This window comes from Collimonas rhizosphaerae, from assembly GCF_038896935.1.
In the GTDB taxonomy this organism is placed as follows: Bacteria; Pseudomonadota; Gammaproteobacteria; order Burkholderiales; family Burkholderiaceae_D; genus Collimonas; species Collimonas rhizosphaerae.
On record NZ_JBANDC010000008.1, the window covers coordinates 203,086 to 224,329 of the forward strand.

Annotated in this window: 23 protein-coding genes; 21 read left to right on the forward strand and 2 right to left on the reverse strand. The window is 59.1% G+C overall.

Translation table 11 applies throughout. The annotated features are described in order from the left end of the window. The first annotated feature begins 33 nt into the window (after positions 1-33). The 17 genes from rsmG to V8G57_RS13615 all read left to right on the forward strand — a co-directional run bounded on the left by rsmG (position 34) and on the right by V8G57_RS13615 (position 13,776). Positions 34-705 (forward strand): 16S rRNA (guanine(527)-N(7))-methyltransferase RsmG, encoded by a 672-nt coding sequence (gene rsmG, locus V8G57_RS13535; RefSeq protein WP_342829846.1) that lies wholly within the window; start codon positions 34-36, stop codon positions 703-705. A 19-nt stretch (positions 706-724) separates the two neighbouring features. Continuing rightward, a complete protein-coding gene (leuE, locus tag V8G57_RS13540; protein WP_092395817.1) occupies positions 725-1,360 on the forward strand; it encodes a leucine efflux protein LeuE in 636 nt (211 codons plus the stop codon). A gap of 21 nt (positions 1,361-1,381) precedes the next feature. Next, positions 1,382-2,152, forward strand: coding sequence for a ParA family protein (locus tag V8G57_RS13545; RefSeq protein WP_092395815.1), 771 nt, complete (start codon positions 1,382-1,384; stop codon positions 2,150-2,152). Positions 2,153-2,275: 123 nt separating this feature from the next. Beyond that, positions 2,276-3,172: a ParB/RepB/Spo0J family partition protein gene (locus V8G57_RS13550; RefSeq protein WP_092395813.1), complete on the forward strand. Its 897-nt coding sequence runs from the start codon at positions 2,276-2,278 to the stop codon at positions 3,170-3,172. Between the two features lie 292 nt (positions 3,173-3,464). After that, positions 3,465-3,809 carry an ATP synthase subunit I gene (locus tag V8G57_RS13555; RefSeq protein WP_092395811.1) on the forward strand — a complete coding sequence of 115 codons (345 nt, stop codon included), beginning with the start codon at positions 3,465-3,467 and terminating at the stop codon, positions 3,807-3,809. Next, positions 3,806-4,630 carry a F0F1 ATP synthase subunit A gene (atpB, locus tag V8G57_RS13560; RefSeq protein ID WP_092395809.1) on the forward strand — a complete coding sequence of 275 codons (825 nt, stop codon included), beginning with the start codon at positions 3,806-3,808 and terminating at the stop codon, positions 4,628-4,630. Before V8G57_RS13555 ends, atpB begins: the two co-directional genes overlap by 4 nt. Before the next feature lie 91 nt (positions 4,631-4,721). Then, entirely contained in the window at positions 4,722-4,967 is a 246-nt protein-coding gene (gene atpE / locus V8G57_RS13565; RefSeq protein WP_011872763.1) for a F0F1 ATP synthase subunit C, read from the forward strand. 66 nt (positions 4,968-5,033) lie between these two features. Beyond that, the gene (locus V8G57_RS13570; RefSeq protein ID WP_092395807.1) at positions 5,034-5,504 is read left to right on the forward strand and encodes a F0F1 ATP synthase subunit B; all 471 of its coding nucleotides are present in this window, start codon (positions 5,034-5,036) and stop codon (positions 5,502-5,504) included. Between the two features lie 2 nt (positions 5,505-5,506). Next, positions 5,507-6,046 carry a F0F1 ATP synthase subunit delta gene (locus V8G57_RS13575; protein ID WP_092395805.1) on the forward strand — a complete coding sequence of 180 codons (540 nt, stop codon included), beginning with the start codon at positions 5,507-5,509 and terminating at the stop codon, positions 6,044-6,046. 52 nt (positions 6,047-6,098) lie between these two features. Beyond that, the gene (gene atpA / locus V8G57_RS13580; protein WP_092395803.1) at positions 6,099-7,640 is read left to right on the forward strand and encodes a F0F1 ATP synthase subunit alpha; all 1,542 of its coding nucleotides are present in this window, start codon (positions 6,099-6,101) and stop codon (positions 7,638-7,640) included. A 17-nt stretch (positions 7,641-7,657) separates the two neighbouring features. Next, positions 7,658-8,530 carry a F0F1 ATP synthase subunit gamma gene (atpG, locus tag V8G57_RS13585; RefSeq protein ID WP_092395801.1) on the forward strand — a complete coding sequence of 291 codons (873 nt, stop codon included), beginning with the start codon at positions 7,658-7,660 and terminating at the stop codon, positions 8,528-8,530. Between the two features lie 50 nt (positions 8,531-8,580). After that, the gene (gene atpD, locus V8G57_RS13590) at positions 8,581-9,981 is read left to right on the forward strand and encodes a F0F1 ATP synthase subunit beta (protein ID WP_092354792.1); all 1,401 of its coding nucleotides are present in this window, start codon (positions 8,581-8,583) and stop codon (positions 9,979-9,981) included. An 80-nt stretch (positions 9,982-10,061) separates the two neighbouring features. Next, positions 10,062-10,487, forward strand: a complete 426-nt coding sequence (locus V8G57_RS13595; RefSeq protein WP_041743818.1) for a F0F1 ATP synthase subunit epsilon — start codon at positions 10,062-10,064, stop codon at positions 10,485-10,487. 181 nt (positions 10,488-10,668) lie between these two features. Next, positions 10,669-11,439, forward strand: coding sequence for a basic amino acid ABC transporter substrate-binding protein (locus tag V8G57_RS13600; RefSeq protein ID WP_342829847.1), 771 nt, complete (start codon positions 10,669-10,671; stop codon positions 11,437-11,439). 132 nt (positions 11,440-11,571) lie between these two features. Then, complete coding sequence (locus tag V8G57_RS13605; RefSeq protein WP_144742529.1) at positions 11,572-12,012, forward strand: CoA-binding protein; 441 nt, start codon at positions 11,572-11,574, stop codon at positions 12,010-12,012. 45 nt (positions 12,013-12,057) lie between these two features. Beyond that, positions 12,058-12,864: a PPK2 family polyphosphate kinase gene (locus V8G57_RS13610; RefSeq protein WP_342829850.1), complete on the forward strand. Its 807-nt coding sequence runs from the start codon at positions 12,058-12,060 to the stop codon at positions 12,862-12,864. 96 nt (positions 12,865-12,960) lie between these two features. Beyond that, the gene (locus V8G57_RS13615) at positions 12,961-13,776 is read left to right on the forward strand and encodes an SGNH/GDSL hydrolase family protein (protein ID WP_254785007.1); all 816 of its coding nucleotides are present in this window, start codon (positions 12,961-12,963) and stop codon (positions 13,774-13,776) included. Between the two features lie 21 nt (positions 13,777-13,797). Here the strand turns inward: V8G57_RS13615 and V8G57_RS13620 are convergent, their stop codons facing one another. Continuing rightward, positions 13,798-14,571 carry a transporter substrate-binding domain-containing protein gene (locus V8G57_RS13620; protein ID WP_342829851.1) on the reverse strand — a complete coding sequence of 258 codons (774 nt, stop codon included), beginning with the start codon at positions 14,569-14,571 and terminating at the stop codon, positions 13,798-13,800. Between the two features lie 20 nt (positions 14,572-14,591). Beyond that, positions 14,592-16,100 carry a MocR-like pyridoxine biosynthesis transcription factor PdxR gene (pdxR, locus tag V8G57_RS13625; protein WP_342829852.1) on the reverse strand — a complete coding sequence of 503 codons (1,509 nt, stop codon included), beginning with the start codon at positions 16,098-16,100 and terminating at the stop codon, positions 14,592-14,594. A gap of 107 nt (positions 16,101-16,207) precedes the next feature. On the opposite strand from pdxR, the gene gabT reads away from it, so the two are divergent. The 4 genes from gabT to V8G57_RS13645 all read left to right on the forward strand — a co-directional run bounded on the left by gabT (position 16,208) and on the right by V8G57_RS13645 (position 21,241). After that, positions 16,208-17,530: a 4-aminobutyrate--2-oxoglutarate transaminase gene (gene gabT, locus V8G57_RS13630; RefSeq protein WP_342829853.1), complete on the forward strand. Its 1,323-nt coding sequence runs from the start codon at positions 16,208-16,210 to the stop codon at positions 17,528-17,530. 110 nt (positions 17,531-17,640) lie between these two features. Next, positions 17,641-18,774, forward strand: a complete 1,134-nt coding sequence (locus V8G57_RS13635) for an ABC transporter ATP-binding protein (RefSeq protein ID WP_371326569.1) — start codon at positions 17,641-17,643, stop codon at positions 18,772-18,774. Positions 18,775-18,827: 53 nt separating this feature from the next. After that, positions 18,828-19,868 (forward strand): ABC transporter substrate-binding protein, encoded by a 1,041-nt coding sequence (locus V8G57_RS13640; RefSeq protein ID WP_092395787.1) that lies wholly within the window; start codon positions 18,828-18,830, stop codon positions 19,866-19,868. Between the two features lie 83 nt (positions 19,869-19,951). Then, positions 19,952-21,241 (forward strand): ABC transporter permease, encoded by a 1,290-nt coding sequence (locus tag V8G57_RS13645; protein ID WP_342829854.1) that lies wholly within the window; start codon positions 19,952-19,954, stop codon positions 21,239-21,241. The last annotated feature ends 3 nt before the right edge of the window (positions 21,242-21,244 follow it).

Sequence of the window (21,244 nt, forward strand, 5' to 3'; positions counted from 1 at the left end):
AGGTAATTGCCGGGATAATCGAGGAGTGGCAACATGAGTTCAACGCAGACCGCGCCGGCGGCAAAACAAGCGCTGGAAGCGAGCCTGCAGCAAGGTGCGTCAGCACTGGGAATCACGCTGGACCAGGAGCAGCAGCAGCAACTGCTGGCTTACCTGGACCTGCTGGCAAAGTGGAACAAGGTTTATAACCTGACTTCGATCCGCGAACCGGCGCAGATGATGACCCACCATTTGCTGGATTCGCTGGCGGTAGTGCCGGCTTTTTCCGAGGCAAAGAATGTGCTCGACGTAGGCGCCGGCGGCGGCCTGCCGGGGATGATCCTGGCGATCTGGGCCGGCAAGGCCAGGCCGCAGATGCGGGTGTCGATGGTCGACACGGTGCACAAGAAAACGGCATTCCTGACCCAGGTAAAAGCCGAGCTGGGCCTGGGCACCGTAAGCGTTCACACCGCCCGGGTAGAGCAGTTGCAGGTAGCGCAGAAATTTGACGTGATCACTTCGCGGGCATTTGCGGAGTTGGCCGATTTTATCAACTGGTCGGCGCATTTGCTGACCGATGACGGCCAGTTCATCGCGCTGAAAGGCGTGCGGCCGGATGAGGAAATCGCGCGCCTGCCGGCCGGCTGGGAAGTCACCGAAATCAGGCCCTTGGCGGTGCCGGGGCTGGATGCGGAACGTCACCTGATTTTTATCAAACGCAAATAACAGCGGGAGCAATTCCATCATGACTGCATTTTTCCACGCCCTTGGCATTACCGACGTTTGGCAACTGATCGTTGCAACCATGGTGTTCCTGGCGCTGCCCGGCGCCGGCACGTTTTGCATCCTGACCAGCGCCGGCAGGGAAGGCGTGCGCGGCGGTTACGCCTCGCTGTTCGGCATCATGCTGGGCGATGCGGTGCTGATGTTCCTGGCGGCGATAGGCGTGGCCGCGCTGCTGACCGCCAATCCGCTGGTGTTCAAGGGCGTGCAATACCTGGGTGCGGCCTACCTGGCTTACCTCGGCTGCAAACTGCTGTTCGCCAGGAAGAGCGAGGGCGCCAGCGCTGCCGTGGGTTTCGCCGGCGTCAGCAATTTCACCCGCGGTTTCCTGGTGACGCTGATCAATCCCAAGGCGATCGTGTTTTATATGGCGTTCTTCCCTTTGTTCATTGATCCGGCGGCACAGCGCGGCAGCCTGACCTTCCTTACCATGGCTGCAATCATCTCCAGTTGCGCGCTGTTTTACGGTAGTCTGCTGGTACTGCTCGGGAATACCGCGGCCAAGCGCCTGGGACACAATCGCCGTATTGCTGCATTCGCTTCCAAGGCCGCGGGCATTTTCCTGATCGGCTTTGGCATCAAATTAACGACTAACTAATCACGACCTTTACACCAATACATGGCAAAAATATTTTGTGTCGCCAATCAAAAGGGCGGGGTCGGTAAAACCACTACCGCCGTGAACCTGGCCGCCGGCCTTGCGCAACTGAACCAGCGGGTGCTGCTGGCGGACCTCGATCCGCAAGGCAACGCCACCATGGGGGCGGGGATCAACAAGGGCACATTGTCTGCCACGATTTATGAAGTATTGCTGGGTATCTCCGATATCAAATCGGTGCGCAAGACCTCCGAGACCGGCGGTTTCGATGTGCTGCCGGCGAATCGCGAACTGGCCGGCGCCGAAGTGGAAATGGTCGAGCTGGAGAATCGCGAAAAGCGTTTGAAAGATGCGTTCATCGCCGTTGCCGACGAATACGATTTCATCCTGATCGATTGCCCGCCGGCGCTGTCGATGCTGACCCTGAACGGCTTGTGCGCGGCACATGGCGTGATCATCCCGATGCAGTGCGAATATTATGCGCTGGAAGGTTTGTCTGACCTGGTCAACACCATCAAGAAGGTGCACGCCAACCTGAACCCGGACTTGAAGATCATCGGCCTGCTGCGGGTGATGTTCGATCCGCGCATGACTTTGTCGCAACAGGTGTCGGTCGAACTGGAAAAGCATTTCGGCGACAAGGTGTTCAAGACCGTGATCCCGCGCAACGTGCGGCTGGCCGAAGCGCCTTCCTACGGCATGCCGGGCGTCAGCTTTGACGCTGCATCCAAGGGCGCGCAGGCTTATATCGCTTTTGGCGCAGAAATGGTGGAGCGCATCAAGACCATGTAATGCACAGCTTATGTACAGCCTTATACAGCTTTAATCACAGGCTTATCCATAGGTTTATTCACAGGGTTATCCACAGCCTGTCACAACGTTATCAGTAAAACAGTAATCTACGGTAGGAAAAAGATGGTCACGAAGAAATCAAAAGGACTGGGCCGCGGCCTTGAAGCGCTGCTGGGCGGATCGACCGACATCACCGAGGCAGTGCCGACCATTGCCGGCGCGCCGTCGGTGTTGGCCGTGACAGTCATGCAGGCCGGCAAATACCAGCCGCGTACCCGCATGGACGAAGGCGCGCTGGCTGAGCTGGCGGCGTCGATCAAGGAGCAGGGCTTGCTGCAGCCGATCCTGGTGCGGCCGATCGCCTTGCACAACGGCGCCCAGCATTATGAAATCATCGCCGGCGAGCGGCGTTTCCGGGCGGCCCAGCTGGCCGGCCTGATCGAAGTGCCGGTGCTGGTCAAGGATGTCGACGACCAGACCACGGCGGCGATGGCGCTGATCGAAAACATGCAGCGCGAGGACCTGAATCCGCTGGAAGAAGCGCAGGGTATCCATCGCCTGATCACCGATTTCAGTTTCACCCACGAACAGGCGGCGGTATCGGTAGGGCGCTCGCGCAGCGCGGTCTCGAACCTGCTGCGCCTGCTGAACCTGGCCAAGCCGGTGCAGACCATGCTGATGGCGGGCGATATCGACATGGGGCACGCACGGGCGCTGCTGGCGGTGGACGCCGCAACCCAGATCACGCTGGCTAACCAGGTGGTCGCCAAGCGGATGTCGGTGCGCGATACCGAAAAACTGGTGGTGCGCGCCACTACCGAAGCCGATGGCGCAGGCCGGCCGGCCAAGAACAAGGAAAAGTCGCGCGATATCGCACGCCTGGAAGAAGAATTGTCGGATTTGCTGGCAACCCAGGTGACGATCAAGACCGCCGCCAAGAATCGCGGCCAGCTGATCATCGATTTTTCGGACCTGGATACGCTGGACGGTTTGATCGCGCGGCTCAAAGGCGCCGAATAGAAAATCGGGACACTTCACATTATTGGTGCACAGATCACAATCAGGATGATTGTCGGTACGGTTGCACGGCCCGTAAAACGGGCTTCCGCAGGCAAGTGGATCTGTTGCATAAGCTTATGATTCGGCAGCAAAAGTTTGACGAAAGCCGCGCCCAGCCTTTATAATCCTCGGGCTTCTAAATCAGCCGTGGACTTGCCTTAGTTACGTGTTTAACTGCGCGCATTAACTGCGATGTATCAGCCGCGTTCGTCAACTGCGTTGCAAGAGCGGCTTCGCACAATATTGGGTCAGTATGCTGCGCATCGTGCTTATGCAATTTGTTACTACGGTCGTGCTGGCAAGTGTGGCAGGTTTACTGGCCGGCGTATCCGGATTCTGTTCCGCGCTTTTAGGTGGTGTGTGCTGCGCGGTTCCCAACGGACTGTTCGCTCTCCGTCTTTACATCAGCGCGCGCAAACCAGGTGGCGCCAACCCGATGTCTTTTTTCATCGGAGAGTTTGTCAAAATTGCTACAACGATTGCGCTGATTGGCGCGGTCGTATGGTTGTACCACGATTTGAATTGGCCGGCATTCATCGTCAGCTTCATCGTGGTACTTAAAAGTTACATAATCTTACTTTTTAGACATCGATCATGACTGTAGCTTCAAGCGACGCACTAACCCCCTCAGAGTATATTGTCCATCACCTTGGACATTTTTCAACTGGCCATCAATCCAAGATAGTCGATTTTTCGATCATCAATATCGACACGATCTTCTGGTCGCTGTTCGCTGGCGTGGTCGGCTGCCTGTTGATGTACCTTGCCGCGCGTAAAGCGACTGCAGGCGTGCCGGGTCGCTTCCAGGCTTTCGTCGAAATGGTGGTCGAGATGGTCGACGACCAGGCCAAGGGCATCGTCCACGGCGACCGCAGCTTCATCGCGCCGCTGGCGCTGACAGTGTTCATCTGGGTCGCCCTGATGAATTCGCTCGACTTCCTGCCGGTCGACCTGTTCTCCAGCTTCTTCAAGCTGGTCGGCCTGGACGGCCTGATTTCCCACCACCGCGTAGTGCCGACCGCCGACCTCAACGGCACCATGGGCATCGCCCTCGGCGTGCTGGTGCTGATGCTGTACTACAGCTTCAAGATCAAGGGTTTTGGCGGTTTCCTGCACGAATTGGTGGCAGCGCCTTTCGGCATCTGGCTGGCTCCTGCCAACCTGCTGCTGAACCTGATCGAATTTGCTGCAAAGACTGTGTCGCTGGCGATGCGGCTGTTCGGCAACATGTATGCCGGCGAACTGTTGTTCCTGCTGATCGCGCTGCTCGGTTCGACCGCCACCGCGTTTGGTTTTGTCGGACATGTCGTGGCCGGCTCGATCTGGGCGATCTTCCACATCCTGATCGTGTTGCTGCAAGCGTTTATTTTCATGATGCTGACGCTGGTGTACATCGGCCAGGCACATGAGGCGCACTAACCGGCGCCGGATTTGAATCAGTAGTTGTTCTTGTTTTGGTTTTGTTTTTTTGTATTAATTTTTGTATTCACTTAACTTTGAAGGAATTGTCATGACTGATCTGTCTTTTGTTGCTTTGGCTTGTGGTTTGATCATCGGTTTGGGCGCTATCGGTGCTTGTATCGGTATCGCAATCATGGGCGGTAAGTACCTCGAAGCATCGGCACGTCAACCAGAACTGATGAACACTCTGCAAACCAAGATGTTCCTGCTGGCCGGTCTGATCGACGCTGCGTTCCTGATCGGTGTTGGTATCGCCATGTTGTTCGCATTCGCAAATCCGTTCATCGCTAAGTAATTTAATCAAGCGTAACCGAATCTGCTGAGTCACTTCAGCACACGTTATTCTGAGAAGGAAATTACCGTGAACTTAAACGCAACATTGTTTGCTCAGTTCGTGGTCTTCTTTGTCCTGGCGCTGTTCACGATGAAATTCGTGTGGCCGCCACTGACCAAGGCGCTCGATGAGCGCGCCAAGAAGATTGCGGACGGCCTGGCAGCCGCTGATCGCGGCAAGGCAGATCTGGCAGCCGCTGAAAAGCGCGCTTCGGCAGAACTGGCGACCGCGCGCGACGAAGGTCAAAAGCGCATTGGCGAAGCTGAAAAGCGCGGCCAGCTGATCGTCGACGAAGCCAAGAAAACGGCTTCGGAAGAAGCTGCCCGCATCATCGCTAACGCTAAAGCCGAAGCGGAACAGCAAATGACCAAGGCACGCGAAGCTCTGCGCGGCGAAGTTGCGACCCTCGCGGTCAAAGGCGCCGAACAGATCCTCAAGCGCGAAGTCAACAGCGCGGCGCATGCCGACTTGCTGAACCAACTGAAAACAGAGCTGTAATCATGGCTGAACTTGCAACGATTGCTCGTCCTTATGCAGAAGCGCTGTTCCGTGTAGCCAAGTCGCAAGACCTGGCTGCGTGGGCGAATCTGGTTGCCGAAATGGGCCAGGTAGCGGTCCATTCCGATGTGAAGGCGCTGGCGCACAATCCGGCCGTCTCGCATCAGCAAATCGCGGATACGTTCCTGGCGCTGCTGAAATCGCCGCAGGCGGCCAACGCCGAAGCCAAGAACTTCGTCGCGACGCTGGTTGACAACGGCCGCCTGGTTGCTTTGCCGGAAATCGCCGAGCAATTTCAAGTGCTGAAGAATGCACAAGAAGGCGCCGCCGATGCCGAGATCACCAGTGCTTTTGAAATGACCGAAGCGCAAGTGAAGGATCTGATCGCGACGCTGGAAAAGAAATTCGGCCGCAAGCTGAACCCATCGGTCACTGTGGACAACTCGCTGATCGGCGGCGTACGCGTAGTGGTCGGCGACGAAGTGTTCGACACCTCGGTACGCGCCAAGCTGCAAGAGCTGCACGCTGCCTTGGCTGCCTGAGACCCCTGCGTATTTGCGTAACTGAGCAACGAGAAAAATTTTAGGAGTTAACATGCAACTCAACGCGTCTGAAATCAGCGAACTGATCAAGAGCCGGATTCAAGGCCTTGGCGATACTGCTGAAATTCGCAATCAAGGCACGGTTATTTCCGTGTCCGACGGTATCTGCCGTATCCATGGTCTGTCTGACGTGATGCAAGGTGAGATGCTGGAATTCCCAGGCAACACATTCGGCCTCGCGCTGAATCTCGAGCGCGACTCTGTCGGCGCCGTTATTCTGGGTGACTTCGAACACATTTCCGAAGGCGATACAGTTAAATGTACCGGCCGTATCCTGGAAGTGCCTATCGGTCCGGAACTGCGCGGCCGTGTAGTGAATGCACTGGGCCAGCCTATCGACGGCAAGGGTCCGGTCAACACCAAGCTGACAGCGCCGATTGAAAAAATCGCGCCAGGCGTTATTGCCCGTCAATCCGTTTCGCAGCCAATGCAGACCGGCATCAAGTCGATCGACTCGATGGTGCCGATCGGCCGCGGCCAGCGCGAACTGATCATCGGTGACCGCCAGACCGGCAAGACCGCTGTGGCGATCGATGCGATCATCAATCAAAAGGGCCAGGACGTGACATGTATCTATGTCGCTATCGGTCAAAAAGCATCGTCGATCAAGAACATCGTGCGCTCGCTGGAAGCACACGGCGCCATGGAATACACCATCGTTGTTGCTGCATCGGCTTCCGAGTCGGCTGCGATGCAATACCTGTCGGCCTACTCCGGCTGCGCAATGGGCGAATATTTCCGTGACCGCGGTGAAGATGCGCTGATCGTGTACGACGACCTGTCCAAGCAAGCTGTTGCATACCGTCAGGTATCGCTGCTGCTGCGCCGTCCGCCAGGCCGTGAAGCTTATCCTGGCGACGTGTTCTACCTCCACAGCCGTCTGCTGGAACGCGCGGCACGCGTGAACGAAAAGTACGTCGAAGATTTCACCAAGGGTGAAGTCAAGGGCAAGACTGGTTCGCTGACTGCCTTGCCGATCATCGAAACCCAGGCTGGCGACGTTTCCGCCTTCGTTCCGACCAACGTGATTTCGATTACCGATGGTCAGATCTTCCTGGAAACTTCGTTGTTCAACGCCGGTATCCGTCCTGCGATCAACGCCGGTATTTCGGTGTCGCGCGTTGGTGGCGCTGCCCAGACCAAGGTAATCAAGAACCTGTCCGGCGGTATCCGTACCGACTTGGCGCAGTATCGTGAACTGGCTGCGTTTGCGCAGTTTGCTTCCGACCTCGACGAAGCGACCCGCAAGCAGCTGGACCGCGGTGCACGCGTTACCGAGCTGTTGAAGCAAGCGCAATACTCGCCGTTGTCGATCTCGCTGATGGCTGTGACTCTGTTCGCGGTCAACAAGGGTTTCCTGGACAGCATCGAAGTCAAGCAGGTACTGCCGTTCGAAAGCGGCCTGCACAACTTCATGAAGACCAGCCACGCGCCTTTGCTGCAAAAGATCGAAGAAACCAAGCAACTCGACAAAGATGGTGAAGCTGCATTGTCTACCGCCGTTGCTGATTTCAAAAAATCGTTCGTGGCTTAATTTAACTGGAGCACGGAATGGCTACAGGTAAAGAGATACGCAGCAAGATCAAGAGCGTAGAAAATACGAAGAAGATCACCAAGGCGATGGAAATGGTCGCCGCATCCAAAATGCGCAAGGCGCAGGACCGGATGCGTGCGGCACGTCCCTACAGTGACAAGATTCGTAATATCGCTTCTAACTTGTCGCAAGCCAATCCAGAGTACACGCACCCGTTCATGGTGAAGCAGGACAACTCCAAGAACGTTGGTTTCATCGTCGTCACCACAGACAAAGGTCTGTGCGGCGGCATGAACACCAACTCCTTGCGTTTGCTGACCTCGAAACTGCGTGAGCTGGAAGGACAAGGCAACAAGGTTCAGGCGGTAGCGATCGGCAACAAGGGTCTGGGTTTCCTCAACCGGATCGGCGCCAAGGTCGTTGCGCATGCCGTGCAGCTGGGCGATACGCCGCATCTGGACAAGCTGATCGGGCCGGTCAAGGTACTGCTCGATGCTTACCAGGAAGGTCGCCTGGACGCGGTTTATCTGGTGTACACCAAGTTCATCAACACGATGAAGCAAGAGCCGATGCTGCAGCAACTGCTGCCGCTGTCGAGCGATCGTCTTGAGGCTGATAAAAAAGGTTCGCATTCCTGGGACTACATTTACGAGCCGGATGTGCAAAGCGTCATCGATGAATTGCTGGTGCGTTACGTGGAAGCGCTGATTTATCAGGCTGTCGCAGAAAACATGGCGTCCGAGCAGTCGGCGCGCATGGTGGCGATGAAGTCGGCCAGCGACAACGCGGGTAACGTGATCGGCGAACTGAAACTGGTCTACAACAAGACGCGTCAAGCTGCGATTACCAAAGAACTCTCGGAAATCGTTGCCGGTGCGGCTGCCGTCTAGCGCGCTACGCGCTTAACAGAAACTTATTTTTATATATTGAAGGAACGAAAATGGCTGATGGCAAAATCGTTCAGTGTATCGGCGCTGTGGTGGACGTTGAATTCCCACGTGACGCGATGCCTAAGATTTACGACGCCTTGAAGATGGATGGCTCGGAACTGACGCTGGAAGTACAACAACAGCTGGGTGACGGCGTAGTCCGCACCATTGCGCTGGGTACATCCGACGGTTTGCGCCGCGGCATGACAATCAAGAACACAGGCCAGCCAATCATGGTGCCGACCGGTAAAGCAACACTGGGCCGCATCATGGACGTGCTGGGCAACCCGATCGACGAATGCGGTCCGGTAAGCCACGAAACCACTGCCTCTATCCACCGCAAGGCTCCTGCGTACGACGAACTGTCGCCATCGCAAGAACTGCTGGAAACCGGCATCAAGGTTATCGACCTGGTTTGCCCGTTCGCCAAGGGCGGTAAAGTTGGCCTGTTCGGCGGCGCGGGTGTGGGCAAGACCGTGAACATGATGGAACTGATCAACAACATCGCCAAGGCGCACAGCGGCTTGTCCGTGTTTGCCGGTGTCGGTGAGCGTACTCGCGAGGGTAACGACTTCTATCACGAAATGGCTGACGCTAAAGTGGTTGATCTGGAACATCCGGAAAAATCTAAGGTCGCCATGGTCTACGGCCAGATGAATGAACCGCCAGGCAACCGTCTGCGCGTTGCGCTGACCGGCCTGACCATCGCTGAAGGTTTCCGCGATGAAGGCAAGGACGTGCTGTTCTTCGTCGATAACATCTACCGCTACACACTGGCCGGTACCGAAGTTTCCGCGCTGCTGGGCCGTATGCCTTCCGCCGTGGGTTACCAGCCAACGCTGGCTTCGGAAATGGGCCAGCTGCAAGAACGTATCACATCGACAAAAACCGGTTCGATCACATCGATCCAGGCCGTCTACGTTCCTGCGGATGACTTGACCGACCCGTCGCCTGCAACCACGTTTGCTCACTTGGACTCCACCGTTGTGTTGTCGCGTGACATCGCTTCGCTGGGTATCTACCCTGCGGTTGATCCGCTCGACTCGACTTCGCGCCAGCTGGATCCGCAAGTGGTCGGCCAGGAGCACTACGAAACTGCCCGCGCTGTGCAAGGCATCTTGCAACGCTACAAGGAATTGCGCGACATCATCGCGATTCTGGGCATGGACGAACTGGCTCCGGAAGACAAGCTGCTGGTGGCGCGTGCACGTAAGATGCAGCGTTTCCTGTCGCAGCCTTTCCACGTTGCTGAAGTGTTTACCGGTTCGCCAGGTAAATACGTTTCGCTGAAGGACACGATCAAGGGCTTCAAGATGATCGCCAGCGGCGAACTCGATCACCTGCCGGAACAAGCGTTCTACATGGTCGGCACGATCGAAGAAGCAATCGAAAAGGCCAAGAAGATCGGCTAACCGGCAAGCGCCGGAGCCGCCGCAGCTGAGCGGCTCCGGCGCTTTCCGTTAGTGACTTCATGGACAACAAAGGGTTTAAGATGGCAAACACTATTCACGTAGACGTTGTTTCCGCGGAAGAGATGATCTTCTCCGGCGAAGCCGAATTCGTCGCGTTGCCGGGCGAGTCGGGCGAGCTGGGGATTTATCCTCGTCACACCCCGCTGATCACGCGCATCAAGCCGGGCGCGGTACGGATCAAGGTGGCAGGCCAGGCGCAGGACGAGTTCGTGTTCGTTGCCGGCGGTTTGCTGGAAGTGCAGCCGAATCACGTTACCGTTCTGGCTGACACGGCCATCCGCGGCGCCGACCTGGACGAAGCGAAGGCTAGCGAAGCCAAGCGCCGTGCCGAAGAAGCGTTGACCAATAAAGAATCCCTGATCGATTACGCAAAAGCACAGTCCGAGTTGTCGGCAGCGATTGCGCAACTGGCAGCGATTGCGAAATTGCGTCAAAAAGGACGTTGATCCGGTAAAACGCCGTTAATTCGGATGGCAACCAGAAAAAGCAGCTTCGGCTGCTTTTTTGTTGCCTGCAGCAACAGTCTTTATCATTTGTCATCGCGTTTTTAATGACGCCGCCGCTGATCTTCCACTAAGATGGATGAAAAGCGCAGGTCCCCGTTGCGCGCATAAATGGAGACGACAAATGAAAATCCGGCTGCTGCATTTTCTGACCGCCGCTCTGCTGGCAATCGGCCTGTGCGCCTGCGAGAGGCCAGCCGACACGGCTCCCACTCCTAAGGTTTACCGGGTCGGCATGAACGCCGCGTTCGCCCCGTTCGGCTCCATAGATACCAGCGGCAAGATCGTCGGCTTCGACGCCGACATCATGCAGGCGGTAGCGGACCAGGCGGGCATCAAGATCGTCTGGGTGAATACGCCGTGGGAAGGAATTTTCTCCACCCTGGCCAACGCCGACATCGACATCATCGCTTCCGGCGTCACGATTACCGATGAGCGCAAGCAAAGCATACTGTTTTCCGATCCGTATTTCGAGGCCAAGCAGGTGATCCTGGTGGCGCCCGGCAAACAGATCAGCAGCCCGGACGACCTGAAGCAGGCGAACCGGGTCGGCGTCACCGCCGGCACCAGCGCCGACACCATCATGCAGAAAATGCTAGGCAAGAACAACAACGCCCTGGTGCGCTTCGAAAGCCTGCCGCTGCTGCTGAACGAAGTGGATAACGGCGGGGTCGACGCCGCGGTGGGCGACAACGGCGCGGTAGAGAATCACCTGAAATTCAACAAGGACAAGGGCTTCAAGCTGATCGAAAGCGACAAGTTTGAAAAAGAATACTATGGCATCGCGGTAAGGCCGGCCGATACCGCGCTGATGGCCAAGATCAACAGCGCGCTGAAAGCCCTGCACGGCAACGGCAGCTACGACAAGATCTACGCCAGCTATTTCTCCAAGTAAGCCTGGGGCAGGGCGGGCGCGCAGCCCGCCTTGCGCTCGCTGGCAGAACAGCGGGTTCTCGCGGTAATATCACAGAAAGATTCTCAAGCTCACGAGGATTTCCCTTACGTCGACAAGTAGATATCCGAACCCATGCCAACCACATCCGCTCCTGTGTCCAATCCTGCCAACCCGATCATCGCCATCGTCGGCCTTTCTTCCAAACCGGACCGGCCAAGCTATGGCGTAGCCCGCTACATGCAGGAGCGCGGTTACCGGATCATCCCGGTCAATCCCACGCATGCTGGCGCTCACATCCTCGGCGAGCCTTGCTACGCAAACCTGTACGACGCGGCGAAAGCACTGGCCGCAGACCAGCTGAAGATCGACATCGTCGACTGTTTCCGCAAGGCGGAAGATATTCCGCCTATCGTCGGCGAAGCGATCATGATCGACGCCCGCTGTGTCTGGATGCAGCTCGGCATCGTCAACGAAGCGGCAGCCGCCAAGGCGCGCGCCAACGGCATGCAGGTGGAAATGGATAGCTGCATCAAGATCGAACATGCGCTGGGAAACCTGCACGGCATCCTGTAAGCAGCAACCGCCATATCGTCCCGGCAAGGGATATCGGAGAGAACAATGAAAGCATGCAAGCAATTCCGTGCCGGCAAGCAGACCAATATCAAGGATGCCGACGCCGAACAGAAACCGCTCTCCAGCGGCGACAAGCTCAAGGACCGGGAGCAGGTAGCGGCGCTGGCGGTGGAAATCGCCGTGCTGCAGGAAATGCTGTACGCCGCGCAGGAGCACAAGGTGCTGGTGGTGCTGCAGGGTACCGACACCAGCGGCAAGGACGGCACCGTAAAAGGGGTGTTCAACCTGATCAATCCGCAAGGCATCCAGATTGCCAACTTCAAGGCCCCCAGCACCATCGAGCGCGCCCACGACTATCTGTGGCGGGTGCACCAGCAGGTGCCGCAGCAGGGCGAGATCGTGGTCTTCAACCGCAGCCACTATGAAGACGTGCTGATCACCCGCGTGCACGACTGGATCGACGAGGACGAATGCGAACGCCGCTATGCCCAGATCCGCGATTTCGAGAGAATGCTGGCGGAAACCGGCACCACCATCATCAAGTGCCTGTTGCACATTTCCAAAGACGAGCAGCGCAACCGCTTGCAGGAACGCATCGACGATCCGGCCAAGCACTGGAAATTCGACATGCAAGACTTGGAAGAGCGCAAAAGCTGGGACAAATACCAGGTATTGTTTGGCAAGGCGATCGATGCCACCGATGCCGACCACGCGCCCTGGTATGTGATCCCGGCCAATTCCAAGACGCACCGCAACCTGGCGATCGCCAGCATCCTGCTGGAAACCCTGACTGACCTGAAACTGAAGCCGCCGCCCGCCAAACCTGAATTAAAAGGCTTGAAGATAGAATGAATTTAACGGCGGCAACCACTATAATTGTTTGCTGTTAAGAAAAAATCATATAAACAGTTTGATCCGTGACGTTAGCAAAAATGAAGGAGACATGACGTGCGCCGCTGGTTGCCGGAACTGATCGCATTACCGCTCTTGCCATGGCTGCTCATACAAGGCCGTCGCACGCGCCGCATTACGCCACGCCTGCCGGAAGCGATGGGACCGACCATCGGCCAGGCCCAGATCGCCGGCAGCACGGAGCCGCCGCAACGGCCGCTGGCTTTGCTGACGATCGGCGAGTCGCCGGTGGCTGGAGTCGGCGTCGCCACCCATTACGAAGCGATCACCGGTCAGTTTGCCGCTGCGCTGGCGATGCGCTTGCAGCGTACCGTGACCTGGCAGGCGGTCGGCGAAAACGGCGCCACCCTGAGCGACGCCGTCAAGACCATGCTGCCCCAGGTGGCCTCGCAAAAGGTGGATATCGTGCTGATTGCGTTCGGCGTCAACGACACCACCGCATTCCGCTCCTGCAACCGCTACCGGGCCGAGCTGCTGCAGCTGATGCGCGACCTGCAGGCGCACCTGGACCCGCGCCTGATCGTGATTTCCGGGATTCCGCCCATCCACGCCTTCCCGGCGCTGCCGGAACCCCTGCGCTATGTGCTTGGCTTGAAAGCCAAGGCGCTGGATGAAACGGTGGAACAGCTGATTGCCGAGCTGCCGGCAGACCTCGGCCAGCTGCGGGTAACGCGGGTGCCTATCCTGATCGACATCAACGACCACGCCCTGATGGCGTCCGACGGCTATCATCCGTCCGCCAGCGGCGTCTCCCTGTGGGCGCGCCAGCTGGCGACCGCTGTCGCGGCCCATTTGAAATCGATCAAGAAGAGCAAGCTGGCCGCGCAGCAGGCGGCCAGCAAGCAGGGCTGAGCCGGCGACTTCCTGTACGGCTTACTTGAGCCACTGGTTGAGCACCCGGTCGTAGTCGCCGGTTGCTTTCAGCTGGTGCATCCAGGTGTCGACGAATTCCTTGAACGGCACATCGCCGCGCGGCAGCATGAACGCCTTTTCCGAGAATTGCAGCGGCTGGTCCGGACGGATCGCGCATAGCTGCGGATGCAGCTTGGCCTGCCACAGGGTTTCGCTGGCGTCGGTCACCATCACGTCGGCCTTGCCCTGCACGATCTGGTCGAAGATGGTGACATTGTCCGGGTGCAGGATCAGCTGCGCCTGCTTGTAGTTGGCGCGGGCGAATCGTTCATTGGTGCCGCCCGGGTTGACGATGGCGCGCGTGGCCGGCTGGTCGATCGCCGCCAGCGACTGGAATTTTGCGGCGTCGGCGCAACGCGCGATCGCCGCTTTGCCATCCACCATGTGCGGGGCCGAAAACGAGACTTTCTTTTGCCGCTCAAGCGTCACCGATACGCCGCCCATGGCGATATCGCATTTCTCCAGGAAGTCGCTGGTCAGGTTGGTCCAGCTGGTCTTGACGAAGCGCGCTTCGACCCCGAGCGCCTTGGCCAGCGAGCGCGCCAGGTCGACATCGATGCCTTCGAAACTGTTGTCGCTCTTGAAAAACGTGAACGGCTTGTAGTCGCCGGTCATGCACACCCGCAGGCTGCCGGATTTGACGACTTCGTCGAGCCGCGACGGCGCGGTCTGGGCGGAGGCCGAGGTGGCTGTTGCGGCTAGCGCCAGCACCAGCGAGAAAATCAACGTCTTCATGCAATCTCCTTGGTTAAAAATCATTTCCAGTGGGTTTTTATGATCGCCGCCAGCTTGTCGAAAGCCGGTGCGATCTGTTCATTCGGCACGCAGGCATAACCCAGCAGCAAACCCTGGTGCCTGGCGCCGGCGTTCATGAAATAGCGCGATAGCGGCCGCGCCACGATTCCCTCGGCGCGCGCGGCGCGGCTGATGGCCAGGTCGTCGCATTGCGGCGGCAAGCCCAGCGCCAGGTGCAGGCCGGCTTCGCCGCCGGTGAGCGTGATGCGGTCGCCGAAATGCCGTTCGATCGCAGCCTGCAGCAGGTGCAGGCGCTCCGCATACAAGACCCGCATGCGCCGGATGTGCGAGGCAAAATGGCCTTCGGTCATGAAATCGGCCATGATCGCCTGCATGAAAACCTGGCTGCCGCGATACAGCTCGGAGACGCCGGTCGCAAACGCCGGCGCCAGCGATTCCGGCACCACCATGAAACCGATGCGCAGGCTGGGAAACATGGTCTTGCTGAAGGTGCCCATGTACAGCACGCGGTCGTCGGTATCCATGCCCTGCAAGGACGCCAGCGGCCGGCTGCCGTAGCGGAATTCGCTGTCGTAGTCGTCTTCGATGATCCAGACCTTGCGGGTCGCTGCATATTCCAGCAGCATGCGCCGCCGCGACAAGCTCATCACCATGCCCAGCGGATACTGGTGCGACGGCGTGGCGCAGATGAAACGCGGCGGCTGGCGCAGGTTGGCCAGGCGCATGCGCATGCCTTCGGCGTCGACCGGGATCGCCACCGGCTTGATGCCAAGCGAGTTGAGCACGCTGCGTGTGCCCCAGTAGCAAGGATCTTCGACCCAGGCGCTGTCGCCATGCTCGCCCAGCAGCTTGACCACGATGTCCAGCGACTGGTGGATGCCGGTGGTGATGATCACCTGGCTGGCGTTGCAGTTGACCGAACGCGCGATGCGCAGGTATTCGGCAACCGCTTCGCGCAGCGGCAGGTAGCCGCCGGCGTCGCCGTAGGTCAGCAGCTCGGCGCGCGAACGGCGCCAGTGCTTGTTTTGCAGGCGGCTCCAGATCTTGTTCGGGAACAGGGTGACGTCCGGCACGCCCGGCATGAACGCGCCCCACTGCAAATCGCTGACGCCGGCTTGCCGGATCAGCGCCGCGCCATGGGCCGACAGTTCCGACTGGCCGCTGGGGTCGGTCAGCGGCGGGGTGTTCAGGCGGACTTCGGGAATCTGGTCGGGCGTGGTGTCGGCGATGAAGGTGCCGGCGCCGGCGCGGGTTTCCAGGTAACCCTCGGCGATCAGCTGTTCGTAGGCATAGGTCACGGTATTGCGCGATATGGCCAGTTCGCGCGCCAGGTCGCGCGAAGACGGCAGTTGCCAGCCGGATGGCAGCAGCTGCGACAGGATGGCTTCGCGGATGGCCTGGTAGATCTGCCGGTTGAGCGGCGCGCCTGTCCCTTTGGCCGCCTTGGCGCCGTCGACGCCGCGTTCCATGCGCATCAGCAAAAAATCGGTGAGCGAGGCGATGCGCAAAGTGGCTCCATTAGAAAACTGAAAGTGGCACTATATTATAGATCCAGCTCGGCCTTAGTATGCATCAAAGCTTGTACAAAAAACGCATATCGATTCTAGGAGCCAAGATGAAAAACGACGGATACCACGCAGCCGCGGCAGCGGCAACCACCAACGCTGCACTGCATCAACGGAAAAATGCCGCCACGCCGCGCGGCGTCGGCGTCATGTGCGATTTCTACGCCTCGCATGCCTTGAATGCCGAAATCTGGGATGTGGAAAACCGCCGCTTCATCGATTTCGCGGCCGGCATCGCCGTCCTCAACACCGGCCATCGCCATCCGAAACTGGTCGCGGCGATCCAGGAACAGCTCGGCAAGTTCACCCATACCGCCTACCAGATCGTGCCTTATGCCAGCTATGTCGAACTAGCCGAGCGCATCAACGCCATCACGCCTGGCGGCCATGCCAAAAAAACCACCTTCTTCTCGACCGGCGCCGAAGCAGTAGAGAACGCCGTCAAGATCGCCCGCGCCGCCACCGGCCGCAGCGCCGTGATTGCGTTTTCCGGCGCGTTCCACGGCCGCACCATGATGGGCATGGCGCTGACCGGCAAAGTGGTGCCGTACAAGGTCGGTTTCGGCCCGTTCCCGGCCGAGGTCTACCATGTGCCGTTCCCGATGGAATTGCATGGCGTCAGCGTCGAGAGTTCGCTGGCCGCACTGCAGGCGCTGTTCAAGGCCGACGTCGATCCCAAGCGGGTCGCCGCCATCATCCTGGAGCCGGTGCAGGGCGAGGGTGGTTTCTACGCTGCGCCGCCGGCCTTGATGCAGGCGCTGCGCGCCTTGTGCGACGAGCATGGCATCCTGCTGGTGGTGGACGAAGTGCAGACCGGTTTTGCCCGCACCGGCAAGCTGTTCGCGGTAGAGCATTCCGGCGTGATCCCGGACCTGATGACGATGGCCAAGAGCCTGGCCGGCGGCATGCCGCTGTCGGCTGTGTGCGGCCGCGCCGAGATCATGGATGCGGCGGCGCCTGGCGGCCTGGGCGGCACTTACGCCGGCAATCCGCTGGCAGTGGCTTCCGCGCTGGCCGTGCTGGATGTGATCGAAGAAGAAAAACTGGTGGAGCGCGCCAACTTGCTGGGCGCCAAGCTGAAACAGGTACTGGAAGGCTTGCGTGCCGAGATCCCGCAGATTGCCGACATCCGCGGCCTGGGGGCGATGGTGGCGGTGGAATTCCTGCAGCCCGGCACGCGCCTGCCGGATGCCGAGTTCACCAAGAAGGTCCAGGCCGAGGCGCTCAAAAACGGCTTGCTGTTGTTGAGCTGCGGGGTCTACAGTAATGCGATCCGCTTCTTGTTTCCGCTGACCATAGAGGATAACTTGATGGATGAGGCGCTGGCCATCCTGAGCGCATCGATGCGCACTGTTGCAGCCGCTAAAACCTAGATTCGGCAGTTGACCGCTCATTTGGGCCTGAAAAGCCCTATGAGCGCTGTTTATCTTTCGTTTAATTCTAGGTTGAAACTTGTCGGGAGAATGAGTTGAAGCAAGAAAATATCGCCACCCACTTGCCCTTGGTGTCCAAGGAAGTTGCCGATAAGCCAGGCGCGCCGGATATCCTGGTGCAGTTTTCCGGCGTCAAGAAAACCTACGACGGCGAGAACCTGGTGGTCAAGGACCTCAACCTGGATATCCAGCGCGGCGAGTTCCTGACCTTGCTCGGGCCGTCCGGTTCCGGCAAGACCACCTGCCTGATGATGCTGGCCGGCTTCGAATTCCCCACCGGCGGCGAAATCCGCCTGGACGGCCAGCTGCTCAACAAGGTGCCGCCGCATAAACGCAACATCGGCATGGTGTTCCAGAACTATGCGCTGTTCCCGCACATGACCGTGGCGCAAAACGTCGCCTATCCGCTGCGGGTGCGCAACATCAGCGGCAGCGAACGGGCCGGCAAGGTCAAGAAAGCGCTGGACATGGTGCAGATGGGCAAGTTCGGCGACCGTTATCCGGCCCAGCTGTCCGGCGGCCAGCAGCAGCGCATCGCGCTGGCGCGGGCGCTGGTGTTCGATCCCAAGCTGGTGCTGATGGACGAGCCGCTGGGCGCGCTCGACAAGCAGCTGCGCGAACATATGCAGCTCGAACTGAAAGCCCTGCACAAGCGGCTCGGCGTGACCTTTGTCTACGTCACCCATGACCAGAGCGAAGCGCTGACCATGTCAGACCGCGTCGCCGTGTTCGACCAGGGCATCATCCAGCAGCTGGCGGTGGTCGACCGTCTCTACGAATATCCCGAAAACCAGTTCGTGGCCGGTTTCATCGGCGACAACAACCGTTTCAACGGCGTGCTGGCGGCCAGCGAAGGCGCCAACGGCACGGTGCGTTTGCCGCATGGCGGTTTGCTGAGCGGGCTCAACGCCAACGACGCCGGCGTCGGCCGGCAGGTGGTCGCCTGCATCCGGCCGGAACGGATCCACCTGCTGCCGCTGGCCGATGCGCCGGAACAGGCTTTGCGCGTCAGCGTCAGCAGTCTGATCTATTTCGGCGATCACGTGCGGGTGCGCTGCGCAATCCCGCAGCAGGACGACTGTTTCGTCAAGCTTTCCCTGAACGATCCGGCGCTGGCCGGGTTGTACGAAGGTACAGAGGTTGCATTGGACATAGATCCCAAGCACCTGCGCATTTTCATTTGAAAATTTTCCGCACTTGTTCGCATTTGCTTTTTTTTAAATCCCGAGGAGACGTGATGAAGTCGATATTCAAACCTGTTTTTAGCAGCGTTGTACTGGCGTTGGCTGCAGTAGGCATGGCGCAGGCGGCAGCCCTGACGGTGGTCAATTTCGGCGGCGCCAACGGCGCGGCGCAAAAAGTGGCCTACATCGATCCCTACGCCAAGGCTAGCGGCGACAAGATCACGGTCGTCGAATTCAACGGCGAGCTGGCCAAGGTCAAAGCCATGGTCGAAGCCAAGAAGGTCAGCTGGGATGTAGTGGAAGTGGATGCCGGCGATATCGGCCGCGCCTGCGAAGAAGGCTTGCTGGAAAAGATCGACTTCAGCAAGATCGGCAACAAGGCCGATTTCAGCCCTGCCGCCATCCATGAATGCGGCGTCGGCGCTTTCGTCTGGTCGACCGTGCTGGCCTACGATGCCGACAAGCTCAAGACCGCGCCGAAAACCTGGGCCGATTTCTGGGACACCAAGAAATTCCCCGGCAAGCGCGCCATGAAGAAGGGCGCCGAGTACACGCTGGAATTTGCGCTGATGGCCGATGGCGTGGCGCCGAAAGACGTCTACAAGCTGCTCGGCACCAAAGCCGGCGTCGACCGCGCCTTCAAGAAGCTGGATGAGCTCAAGCCGAATATCCAGTGGTGGGAAGCCGGCGCCCAGCCGCCGCAATTCCTGGTGGCGGGCGATGTCGTGATGTCGACCGCATTCAACGGCCGTATCGACGCCGCGCAACGGGAAGGCAAGAATCTGAAGGTGAGCTGGATCGGCAGCATCTACACGCTTGATTTCTGGGTGATTCCAAAGGGCACGCCGAACAAGGCCGACGCCGAGAAATTCATTGCCTTCGCCAGCAAGCCGGATTCGCAAAAGGCTTACGCCAGCAATATCTCCTACGGTCCGGTGAACAACCAGGCGCTCAAGCTGCTCGATCCGAAAACGCTGGCTAACCTGCCGACCTCGCCGACCAATGCCAAGGACGCCTTGCAACTGAGCCTGTCGTTCTGGACCGACCATGGTGAAGAACTGGAGCAGCGTTTCACGGCCTGGGCCGCCAAGTAAGCAGACTGGCATGGCCGCAAGCTGTGTTGTCCACGGCTTGCGGCGGTTCTTTGCAATTCATCATCTAGCGCACCCGGAACACCATGACTTCTATTGCATCTGCCGGCGTCAGTCCTGTCATGACGCCGCCCGCATCACCGCAGAATTCCCAGCTCAGGCGTGAGTTGCGCCAGGCCCAGTTCCGCAAGCGCGCCGCTGCACTGGCGCTGATCGCGCCGCTGGCGATTTTCCTGCTGCTGACTTTCCTGGTGCCGATCGCGATGCTGCTCAAGCGCGCTGTGGAAAATCCGGAAGTCGCCGCCACGCTGCCGCATACCGTGGCCGCGCTGAGCAACTGGGACCGCAAGAGCGCGCCGCCGGACGCCGCCTACGCCGGCCTCGCCAGCGACCTGCTGCGCGCCAGGGAAGACAGTTCGGCCGGCTCGCTGGCGCGCCGCCTCAATTCGGAAATCTCGGGCGCCCGTTCCATCATCATGAAAACCGCGCGCGCCTTGCCTTTGCTGGATGCCGACGGCAAACCGTTGCCGCCTGCGCAAATCAAGCAGGCGCTGATCGACATCGATGAGCAATGGAGCCAGCTGCCGTACTGGCAGGCGATCGCCAAGAACGGCGCGCCATATTCGCCGTACTACCTGCTGGCGGCGCTGGACCTGAAGCAGGACGCGTTCGGCCATATCGAAAAAGCCGATCCAAGCGCATCGGTATACCAGAAGATTTTCGGCCGCACGTTCTGGATGGGACTGGTCGCCACGCTGGCTTGCCTGGTGCTCGGTTATCCGCTGGCGTACTGGCTGTCGGCCATGTCGGAACGGCGCGCCAACCTGTTCATGATCCTGGTGCTGATTCCGTTCTGGACCTCGATCCTGGTGCGGGTCGCGGCCTGGATCGTATTGCTGCAGTCGGAAGGCCTGGTCAACAAGTCGCTGATGGCGACCGGCCTGACGCAGGCGCCGCTGGAACTGCTGTTCAACCGCATAGGCGTGTATATCGCCATGACCCACATCCTGCTGCCGTTCATGATCCTGCCGCTGTATAGCGTGATGAAGGCCATACCGCCAACCTACCTGCGCGCCGCGGTGTCGCTCGGCAGCCATCCGTTCGCCGCGTTCTGGCGCGTGTATGTGCCGCAAACCTATCCTGGCATCGGCGCCGGCGCCTTGCTGGTGTTCATCCTGTCGGTCGGCTACTACATTACGCCGGCGCTGCTGGGCGGGCCGAATGAGCAGATGGTGAGCTATTACATCGCTTATTTCACCAATGTCACCATCAACTGGGGCATGGCGTGTGCGCTGGGCGCGTTGCTGTTTGCCGCGACGCTGGTGCTGTACGGCGTGTACCGCCGCTTCACCAAAAACGACGTGGCGATGGGATAAGAA

Coding starts and splice junctions, on each gene's coding strand:
- leuE (WP_092395817.1), top strand. CDS start 725: ATGACTGCATTTTTCCACGCCCTTGGCATTACCGACGTTTGGCAACTG.
- V8G57_RS13605 (WP_144742529.1), top strand. CDS start 11,572: ATGCCAACCACATCCGCTCCTGTGTCCAATCCTGCCAACCCGATCATC.
- V8G57_RS13610 (WP_342829850.1), top strand. CDS start 12,058: ATGAAAGCATGCAAGCAATTCCGTGCCGGCAAGCAGACCAATATCAAG.
- atpD (WP_092354792.1), top strand. CDS start 8,581: ATGGCTGATGGCAAAATCGTTCAGTGTATCGGCGCTGTGGTGGACGTT.
- atpE (WP_011872763.1), top strand. CDS start 4,722: ATGACTGATCTGTCTTTTGTTGCTTTGGCTTGTGGTTTGATCATCGGT.
- V8G57_RS13620 (WP_342829851.1), bottom strand. CDS start 14,571: ATGAAGACGTTGATTTTCTCGCTGGTGCTGGCGCTAGCCGCAACAGCC.
- rsmG (WP_342829846.1), top strand. CDS start 34: ATGAGTTCAACGCAGACCGCGCCGGCGGCAAAACAAGCGCTGGAAGCG.
- V8G57_RS13595 (WP_041743818.1), top strand. CDS start 10,062: ATGGCAAACACTATTCACGTAGACGTTGTTTCCGCGGAAGAGATGATC.
- atpA (WP_092395803.1), top strand. CDS start 6,099: ATGCAACTCAACGCGTCTGAAATCAGCGAACTGATCAAGAGCCGGATT.
- V8G57_RS13600 (WP_342829847.1), top strand. CDS start 10,669: ATGAAAATCCGGCTGCTGCATTTTCTGACCGCCGCTCTGCTGGCAATC.
- gabT (WP_342829853.1), top strand. CDS start 16,208: ATGAAAAACGACGGATACCACGCAGCCGCGGCAGCGGCAACCACCAAC.
- V8G57_RS13575 (WP_092395805.1), top strand. CDS start 5,507: ATGGCTGAACTTGCAACGATTGCTCGTCCTTATGCAGAAGCGCTGTTC.
- V8G57_RS13550 (WP_092395813.1), top strand. CDS start 2,276: ATGGTCACGAAGAAATCAAAAGGACTGGGCCGCGGCCTTGAAGCGCTG.
- V8G57_RS13555 (WP_092395811.1), top strand. CDS start 3,465: ATGCTGCGCATCGTGCTTATGCAATTTGTTACTACGGTCGTGCTGGCA.
- V8G57_RS13645 (WP_342829854.1), top strand. CDS start 19,952: ATGACTTCTATTGCATCTGCCGGCGTCAGTCCTGTCATGACGCCGCCC.
- V8G57_RS13545 (WP_092395815.1), top strand. CDS start 1,382: ATGGCAAAAATATTTTGTGTCGCCAATCAAAAGGGCGGGGTCGGTAAA.
- atpG (WP_092395801.1), top strand. CDS start 7,658: ATGGCTACAGGTAAAGAGATACGCAGCAAGATCAAGAGCGTAGAAAAT.
- V8G57_RS13640 (WP_092395787.1), top strand. CDS start 18,828: ATGAAGTCGATATTCAAACCTGTTTTTAGCAGCGTTGTACTGGCGTTG.
- atpB (WP_092395809.1), top strand. CDS start 3,806: ATGACTGTAGCTTCAAGCGACGCACTAACCCCCTCAGAGTATATTGTC.